Origin of the sequence: Nostoc sp. CHAB 5715, from assembly GCF_020829685.1 — a bacterium.
GTDB lineage: Bacteria > Cyanobacteriota > Cyanobacteriia > Cyanobacteriales > Nostocaceae > Nostoc.
The window spans coordinates 1-8,329 of the sequence record NZ_JAIVFR010000244.1 but is presented as its reverse complement, the minus strand read 5'-3'; the positions used below and the strand labels follow the sequence as shown (position 1 = coordinate 8,329).

11 protein-coding genes and 1 pseudogene are annotated in these 8,329 nt (G+C 42.2%); 7 read left to right on the top strand and 5 right to left on the bottom strand.

The features are described 5' to 3' along the window. Positions 1-273: dienelactone hydrolase family protein (locus tag LC574_RS15195; protein ID WP_229454292.1), on the bottom strand; the 273-nt coding region annotated here is incomplete at its 3' end. A 269-nt stretch (positions 274-542) separates the two neighbouring features. Here LC574_RS15195 and LC574_RS15190 point away from each other — a divergent pair. The 7 genes from LC574_RS15190 (at position 543) to LC574_RS15160 (ending at position 4,081) form a co-directional block, all read left to right on the top strand. Then, the gene (locus LC574_RS15190) at positions 543-1,082 is read left to right on the top strand and encodes a DUF2267 domain-containing protein (RefSeq protein ID WP_229454291.1); all 540 of its coding nucleotides are present in this window, start codon (positions 543-545) and stop codon (positions 1,080-1,082) included. A gap of 29 nt (positions 1,083-1,111) precedes the next feature. Further along, positions 1,112-1,276, top strand: coding sequence for a hypothetical protein (locus LC574_RS15185; protein ID WP_229454290.1), 165 nt, complete (start codon positions 1,112-1,114; stop codon positions 1,274-1,276). Between the two features lie 65 nt (positions 1,277-1,341). Beyond that, positions 1,342-1,635 carry a BrnT family toxin gene (locus tag LC574_RS15180; protein ID WP_267871540.1) on the top strand — a complete coding sequence of 98 codons (294 nt, stop codon included), beginning with the start codon at positions 1,342-1,344 and terminating at the stop codon, positions 1,633-1,635. Further along, positions 1,632-1,841 (top strand): BrnA antitoxin family protein, encoded by a 210-nt coding sequence (locus tag LC574_RS15175; RefSeq protein ID WP_181928133.1) that lies wholly within the window; start codon positions 1,632-1,634, stop codon positions 1,839-1,841. The genes LC574_RS15180 and LC574_RS15175 overlap by 4 nt, the downstream gene beginning before the upstream one ends. A gap of 15 nt (positions 1,842-1,856) precedes the next feature. Next, on the top strand, positions 1,857-2,057 hold the full coding sequence (locus tag LC574_RS15170) for a hypothetical protein (protein WP_229454289.1): 201 nt from the start codon (positions 1,857-1,859) through the stop codon (positions 2,055-2,057). 176 nt (positions 2,058-2,233) lie between these two features. Beyond that, complete coding sequence (locus LC574_RS15165; protein WP_229454288.1) at positions 2,234-3,667, top strand: site-specific DNA-methyltransferase; 1,434 nt, start codon at positions 2,234-2,236, stop codon at positions 3,665-3,667. A gap of 63 nt (positions 3,668-3,730) precedes the next feature. After that, positions 3,731-4,081 (top strand): type II restriction endonuclease, encoded by a 351-nt coding sequence (locus LC574_RS15160; protein WP_229454287.1) that lies wholly within the window; start codon positions 3,731-3,733, stop codon positions 4,079-4,081. 559 nt (positions 4,082-4,640) lie between these two features. Here LC574_RS15160 and nifD read toward each other — a convergent pair. The 4 genes and pseudogenes from nifD to LC574_RS15140 all read right to left on the bottom strand — a co-directional run. Beyond that, positions 4,641-6,101 carry a nitrogenase molybdenum-iron protein alpha chain gene (gene nifD, locus LC574_RS15155; RefSeq protein ID WP_229454286.1) on the bottom strand — a complete coding sequence of 487 codons (1,461 nt, stop codon included), beginning with the start codon at positions 6,099-6,101 and terminating at the stop codon, positions 4,641-4,643. A gap of 149 nt (positions 6,102-6,250) precedes the next feature. Then, complete coding sequence (gene nifH / locus LC574_RS15150; RefSeq protein WP_229454285.1) at positions 6,251-7,144, bottom strand: nitrogenase iron protein; 894 nt, start codon at positions 7,142-7,144, stop codon at positions 6,251-6,253. 344 nt (positions 7,145-7,488) lie between these two features. After that, the gene (locus tag LC574_RS15145; protein WP_229454284.1) at positions 7,489-7,845 is read right to left on the bottom strand and encodes a group 1 truncated hemoglobin; all 357 of its coding nucleotides are present in this window, start codon (positions 7,843-7,845) and stop codon (positions 7,489-7,491) included. A gap of 273 nt (positions 7,846-8,118) precedes the next feature. Next, positions 8,119-8,268: pseudogene (locus LC574_RS15140) on the bottom strand (NifU family protein); the annotation flags it as partial. Between the last annotated feature and the right edge of the window lie 61 nt (positions 8,269-8,329).

Below are 8,329 nucleotides of genomic sequence, written 5' to 3'. Positions count from 1 at the left end.
GCTATAGCCTGCATATTCTGGACTAAAGTCAGCCTCAAAACCAGGAGCAACACGTTGATACATCGCCGGGGCTATTGCTACGTATCCTTGTTTGGCGATTAATTCCGTAATATCTCGAATATTACGATTGATTCCAAAAATTTCTGGAAAAACTATAACCGCGCCAAAGGTTCCGTTTTGTGCTGGTTGAGCTAAGTAAGCATCGATTTCTAGGTCATCGTTGGGTACTTTGACATAGTTCGTGTTAATTTCGATGTTTGTTGTTTCTAGCATCTTTATTTCGGCTGATTTTATACCAACTCATTTATTTTGACTGGTTTTCGACACAGACGGGCAAAAACATCAGAAGCATTGCTCTGGTGAATAAAGGTAAATCACTTACCCTCAACCATGACTCTACTGCTGTGAGCAGATCAGATAAATTTCTAACTTTTGAATAGTTACGATCTCAAACTTCTGGAAGATTCCAAGGGTTTTTGATCTGTGCGACCTTACATAAAGTAAGCATAAAGACTCAAAATTAATAACCACAAGAAAAAACAATGCCCGATCAAAGTTTTAGAACAAACATTCCAGAAGTTGACCCAACGGAGATTGAAGATACTCGAACTGCGATCGCAGACGAACATCGTTCGTTCCTGGAAAAAGTGCAGGTCAAAGCCGGATTTGCAGACCCCTATGATGCAAGAGACTTTACCGAAGTTGTGTTTCGCGTTATGCGCGACTTAATGACCACAGAAGCTAGCGATCGCGTCGAGGCAGAACTGCATACAGAGGCTGTACCTACAGATGAAAAAGCACTCCAGTTTGAAGTGGCTGATCTCTGGAGAGATAGCAATCCACTTGTGAGATTTTTGAGCCGGGTTCGTCCACCTTGGCAAGGCCCAGGCATCTTCAAGATTGATTCTGATCGCTTCCTGTTCAGAGTTGCTAATGAGGGCGGAAAGCCGGGAACAGTAGACCGAGAGCAAGCGGTTAAAGCAGTGTTTTCTGCCACCAAAGACGAACTTTCCGAAGAACGAATTCAAGAAATTGCTAGCTGGCTACCTGATTATGTACGTCAGCTCTGGGAGCAAGCTTAATTAGAAGTATAAAAAAGTCAAGTCTGTTTGTGAGTAACGATCACAAACAGGCTTTTTATATAATAGGCTTCCTGATTCACAAGCGATCGCTTAACCTCACCCAGTATGAATATGCAGTGGCGTGTTGTCGAGTTGGGGCGATCGCTCATAAAAGCAACATTGGGATTTCAGCAAGATACCTGAATTGTGAATAGAGGATTGGATGGTTTAAATAACTATTGTACTTGCTCATAAAAAACTTTGTAACTACAATGTATGTATGAGTGAGATAGAATTCGAGTGGAATCTCTCCAAGCCTAAAAGCAATGAGCGTAAGCATGGCGTATCATTTGAAGAGGCTCAAACTGTCTTTTCTGACGAAAATGCGCGTTTAATTTACGATCCAGAGCATTCAGTTGAGGAAGATCGGTTTCTTCTGCTGGGTATGAGTGATGAGTTTCGATTATTAGTGGTATCTCATCTGTATAAAAATAGCGATCGCCTAATTCGTATTATCTCTGCTCGTACAGCTACAAGGCACGAACGTAAGCAATATGAGGAGTTTTTGCCATGAAAGATGAATATGATTTTTCTGAGTCTGTTCGTAATCCCTATGTGAAAAATCTGAAAAAGCAGATTACAATCCGCTTAGAAGAAGATGTGATTGAATACTTTAAGTCTCTTGCAGAAGAAACAGACATTCCCTATCAAACTTTAATTAATCTCTACTTACAGGATTGTGCTAAGTCTAAGCGAAAACCTTCTCTCGACTGGGCATAGTGTCTAAATAGTTTAGTGAAGTTGATCAAAAGCATGGATGTGCCGATGGGAGCGTTGGCGCAGCCCACCGTAGGCATCCCACTATCTCGTAAATTAGTTTTATTAACGCGCAATCATCGGGATTTGGGCAAAGTACCCGGATTGTTAATTGAGATTGGACGGTTTAATGCGATCGCATCCCCCATACCATGTTCACATAGCTTATTGTTGAGTTAAGGCGACGCCGAACAGCCCGTTGCAGACATCGCTACAAAGGGGTACTTCTTGTGCATCTCGCACACCATTCCTAAATAGACAGTGACTTTTTGTAAAGTTTGGGCTAATCATATATCTACCCCTAAAATTTAGAACTATACTAACTTGACTAGTTAATTATCTAGGAAAATTTATCTGTGATCAGCCTAGCAAGTGTCTCCAATACCGTGTCCGAAGTGGAAAGTGATTGTTTAGGTGAAATTGACAACCTTGATAGGCAACTGTATCAGCGCTTCCAGAATAAATTTTTAGTTCATCCTTCATTGACGCGACTTATAGTTAGTTTCCAAGCTAACAAGACTAGACCTATCTATCGATGGTATAAATACAAAGAAGCTTTTTCTGCATCTCTTATAGAATATCTATTACAACAATATAAAATTACTCAAGGCAAGGTTTTAGACCCATTTGCAGGTAGTGGAACTGCGCTATTTGCTGTTAGGGAAGCTGGAATTGATGCTGACGGTATTGAATTATTGCCTATTGGTCAACAAATAATTAATGCTAAAAAGGTTTTAGATTATGAATTCACTCCTGAAGATTTCGAGAGTATAAAATATTGGTCAAAGTTACAGGTTTGGAAGCAGCGTGAGCAGAAAAAACACTTACCCGAATTGAGAATCACAAAAGGGGCTTATGCTGAACTAACTAGAAATGCAATTGAGCAGTATCTTGAAGCTTGTAAACGAGAAAATAATAGAGTCCAGGTAGTTTTAAACTTTGTCTTACTGTGCGTTTTAGAATCCATAAGTTACACACGTAAAGATGGACAGTACCTCCGTTGGGATTATCGTTCAGGTCGTGGACAGAGCAAGAAACTTTTCAACAAAGGCGAAATTCTTGAGTTTGATAATGCGATCACCAATAAAATAAGTGAAATTATTGATGATTTACTACCTTCTACACAACAAATTGAGCTTTTCCCAATTAAAAATTCTCAAGGTCAAATTCATCTTTATGAAGGATCTTGTCTTGAGATTATGCCGCATATAGCCAATTGCGTATATGATGCAATTATTACATCCCCACCCTATTGCAATCGATACGACTATACTCGCACCTATGCGCTAGAACTAGCTCTACTTGGTATTTCTGAAAAGGAGTTAATTAACCTTCGTCAGGAAATGCTAAGTTGTACAGTTGAAAATCGCCCCAAAGATTTATTGACTATCAACTCAGACTGGAAAACAGCCTTAGCTATTGCTGATTCACAGAATTTGTTGCAGGCTATCTTGAAATATCTAGATAACCAAAAAGCAAAGGGTGCGTTGAATAACAATGGTATACCAAGAATGGTCAGAGGATATTTTTATGAGATGGCGTGTGTAATACAAGAATGTTTTCGTGTTCTTAAACCAGGGGCACTTTTATTCATGGTTAACGACAATGTTCGTTATGCAGGCGCAAGCATTTCAGTAGATATGATTCTCTCTGATTTCGCCGAACAGCTAGGTTTTGTTATTGAAAATATCCTTGTTTTACCAAGTGATAAAGGTAATAGTAGCCAGCAAATGGGAAATCATGGACGCGATCCATTGCGGAAGTGCGTTTATGTGTGGAAAAAGCCATAAATTGAATTCCTATGTGTTCCTATCAAAATCATCTTCAATCCATTAATGATCTTATAACAACTTATGAAGCAGTTTAACTTAGCCCCAGCAGAGTTAGCAGCCAACAAATCTAGCGCCATTGAACCATCTGTAGTTGCACCATACGTTATCGCCCTTGGTGAACTTAAAGGGGGTATAGATCCCGCAGGCGGAGATGAACATTGGAAAACTGCACAAGCAGCACTAAATCGTATACGTGAAGCATTTTCTAGAGTAGGGCATTCACCTCTGACTTTCTTCGTAGGATCAGCGATCGCTACAAGGATGGCAGGCGAAATCTGGAATCAATTGGAAAACGGCACTCTCAGTAACGCTGCTAACCTAAATCAAGAGAACCAAGTCGCATCTATTTCTCGTTGGTTGTGCAGTCTATAAAGGCATACCTGCTGGTGGTGATTGTTTTCCGCATCATGCGATCGCTACAACAGTCTACTTATTGTGCATATCACACACAATTTCTAAATGATGTCGAGTGAAGGCAAGCGCTCATAAAGGCAATTAAATCATTTTTATTACATTTGTTTACTATCTTTAATTGTATTACAAAATGTATTACAAATTTATTATGATCACCTTACATTTTTAGCTTTTCTAAAAGATGAAAAAACTACGCCTAGCCCTATAATTATCGCGGTCTAACAACCCCGTTGCATGAGATGTTTGAAAGTCGGTGATAGGGATGCAAAAGTTATTTTCTATTGCTGAATATGAGCGTTAAGGCAAATTGATGTTTTACATACCACAAGTAGATTTTTCTGCTTTTGCCGATCGCACCATTTAATCTAAAAAATCGTCATTAAAAGTAGTCTTTCATTTTACAGTTTTTCTTTGAGCAAAATGCAAGCAAAACCTCAAAACCAGACTGGATAAGAGTTATACTGTCTGAAGCATAAAAACAGATTATTCCTAAATAACCCTGCAACTTGCATTTAGGCTAGAAATAGGCTCTTTTTTCTCCCGCCGCTAAAAAACCTTGCATTATATGATATTGAGGAGCGTTGGCGCGTAGCCCGCCGAAGGCATCGCTAGGTTCGGAGTAATCCCAAGAGTGCATTTGACGGAAAGGTAGACCCATCTTTTGGAAGACGTACTTCTCTTTCACACCAGAAGCTACTAGGTCAGGCTTCAGCGCCTTGATAAATTCCTCGAATTCGTAAGCGGTAACGTCGTCATAAACGATGGTGCCGTTTTCGATGTAGTGAGTGGTACGTTTGTAGTCGTCATTATGAGCGAACTCATAACCAGTACCTATCATCTTCATGCCCAAATCTTGGAAAGCTGGGACAACGTGGCGAGGACGTAGACCACCAACCATGATGGCAACAGTCTTACCATCCAAGCGGGGGCGGTACTTAGCAACTACCGCATCCATTGTTGGCTGATACTTGGCGATTACCTTCTCAGCGTTTGCTTGGATTGTCTCGTCAAATTTAGAAGCGATTTCCCGTAAAGATTCAGCAATCTTGGTGGGGCCGAAGAAATTATACTCAAGCCAGGGTATACCGTAAGCTTCTTCCATGTGACGGCTGATGTAGTTCATCGACCGATAACAGTGGATGAGGTTCATCTTCACATTGGGGGTCATCAACATTTCGTTGATGGTGCCATCACCTGACCACTGAGCGACTACGCGCAAGCCGAGTTCTTCTAACAGGATGCGGCTAGCCCAAGCATCACCACCGATGTTATAGTCACCAATAATTGCTACATCATAAGGAGTACCTTCAAACTGAAGTGTACCGTCTTTCTTAGCTTGGTCTGCTCTGGTGAACACCCAGTCACGAACCATGTCGTTAGCAATGTGGTGTCCTAAAGATTGGGAAACACCCCGGAAGCCTTCGCAACGCACAGGAACAACTGGCTTGCCAATTGTTTTCGATGTCTTCCGAGCAACAGCTTCGATGTCATCCCCAATTAGACCGATGGGACATTCAGATTGAATGGAAACACCACGGTTGAGGGGGAAAAGTACATCAAGTTCTTCGATTAGCTTGACAAGTTTCTTGTCACCACCAAAGACGATATCTCGTTCTTGGAAGTCAGAGGTGAAGTGCATGGTACCAAAGGTGTCAACACCTGTGGTGCCGATGTAGTAGTTACGACGACCAGACCAAGACCAGTAACCGCAACCTACAGGCCCGTGGCTGATGTGGATCATGTCCTTAATAGGACCCCAAACCACACCTTTAGAACCGGCGTAAGCACAACCACGAGCGGTCATTACACCTGGAAGGGATTTGATGTTAGACTTAACGCCGCAATCGGACTTACCTTCTTCGTATACGCCTAAGTGCTTTTCGCGCTTTTTAGCAGCTTTTTCTGGATAAGCACTGAGAACTTCTTTAATTAGTTCTTTTCTTTCTTCGATGATGTTTTGATTTTCTGGAGGTGTCATACTTAGCCTCTGTGACTCGTAAGGATCGGGGCATAGGGGGACTAGGAGTCCCCTCTAAGGTTAGGGGGGAGATGCGAGGGAGAGGTAAAAGGAAAGATATGAAGCTGTTCCTTTTTCCTTGTGCTAAAGCATTATTTCTTAGCAGCCACTTATGCTACAGGAGCTTCAGCAGCAGTCTTACCTACCAACTTGGCAGCATTTTCGTCGCTTTCGAGAATACCGAATTCAATCAGCAATTCTTCTAGTTCTTCCATTTCGATAGGTGTAGGAATAGCTAGATTTTTGTTGTCGATAATTTTCTGAGCCAAAATCCGGTATTCGTTAGCTTGGTTGCTTTCTGGTGCGTACTCGTTAACAGTCATCCGGCGCAATTCTGCGTGTTGAACGATGTTGTCACGGGGTACGAAGTGAATCATTTGGGTGTTCAACCGTTTTGCCAAGGTTTCGATCAATTCGATTTCCCGGTCTGTGTTACGGCTGTTACAAATCAAACCACCTAAACGCACGCCACCAGTGTGAGCATACTTGAGAACACCACGAGCAATGTTGTTAGCAGCATACATCGCCATCATTTCACCAGATGTAACGATGTAGATTTCTTGTGCCTTACCTTCGCGGATAGGCATAGCGAAACCACCACACACAACGTCACCTAATACGTCGTAAGATACGAAGTCTAGGTCTTGGTAAGCACCATTTTCTTCTAAGAAGTTGATGGCGGTGATAATACCACGACCGGCGCAACCTACACCGGGTTCTGGACCACCAGATTCTACGCAACGAACGTTACGGAAACCGGTTAACATTACTTCTTCGATTTCGATATCTTCTACTGCACCACGTTCTGCGGCGAGGTGAAGAACGGTTGTTTGAGCCTTGCTGTGTAGCATCAAACGGGTGGAGTCAGCTTTAGGGTCGCAACCGACGATGAGGATGCGTTGACCCATTTCTGCCATAGCTGCCAAGGTGTTTTGGGAAGTGGTAGATTTACCGATACCGCCCTTTCCGTAGAAAGCTATCTGTCTAATGTTATCGTCAGTCATTGTTCGTGTTTTCCTGCAATTGGTTGGTGGGTATGCGCGTTTGTCAGTTGCGTTCACGCCAGTTGAGCGACAGTAGTGAGCGCGTGTAGAGCATCGTTGGTAGCGTTGGCATAAATGCCTGCTGGGGGCGATCGCTCCACAGCTAAAATGATTGAAAGCAAGTACATATATTTCCTGGTTAAATTTCTTTTCTTTTTGTCCTTTGTCCTTTGTTCTTTGTCAAAACAAATGACAAAGAACAAAGAAAATTACGCAATTTACAAATACGTCATAATGTGTTTCAGCTTGCAAGACTAAATAGGACTTGATGTTGCTATTTGTCAACAATCAATGCATAAGTCCTACTACTTGTTCAAAATAGCGCCCTTGAAATTTGCGACGCGCTCTAGTGCAGCTTTGGTGTCTTCTGGCGACTCTCCACGCACAGCCATTGATTCACTCAAAAGCTTGGCGATCTCATCGAAGTGTTGTTGCTGTAAATTCATTCCAGCGTGTGTTTTGTCCATTGGACGACCGCCGTATTGCTTTGGCCCCTCAAAAATCTCAGATAAGAAAGCAACTAGATGATTACGCTGCTTGGCCATATCTGTACCAGCAAAAAAGTGATTGAGGATGCTGTCTGTCGCAATGCGTTTGTGGAGTTCATCTACTATTTGTTCAATAGCTGGTTGTCCGCCAAGTTTGTCGTACAATGTGCTCATATGCTGTTCCTTTGAAGCGAGTTGAATGATGAAATTTGCTTTTTAGGCACTTAATCTATGAAGCCTATATGCTGTTAGCCGTCATAGTGGTAGGACTGATACCAATTCGTAATTCGTAATACTTCGGCTACGCTCAGTACAAGTTCGTAATTAAGAAAGAATTGGTATGAAGCATTGAGTGGAGACAATGATTCGATTCAAATCCTACTTTCTGTTCCTGGCTGATGCATATTAGGTCGTATTTGTAGAGTACGTTAAGTCCTACAGCAATTCCTAAACTGCTTCGACTACAAGGCTCTTGCTGACACGATCTTGTAATCTGGCTTCGATCGCAATTTTCAGAGTTGCTGTACTACTAGAACAGGAACCGCAAGCACCTTGCAATACAACTTTAACGCGATCGCCTTCTACATCATATAGTTCTTCACGCACCGGCGAGGCCGGAACCTTGGAGTCTTGCTCAAATACCGCGCACGATCACCCC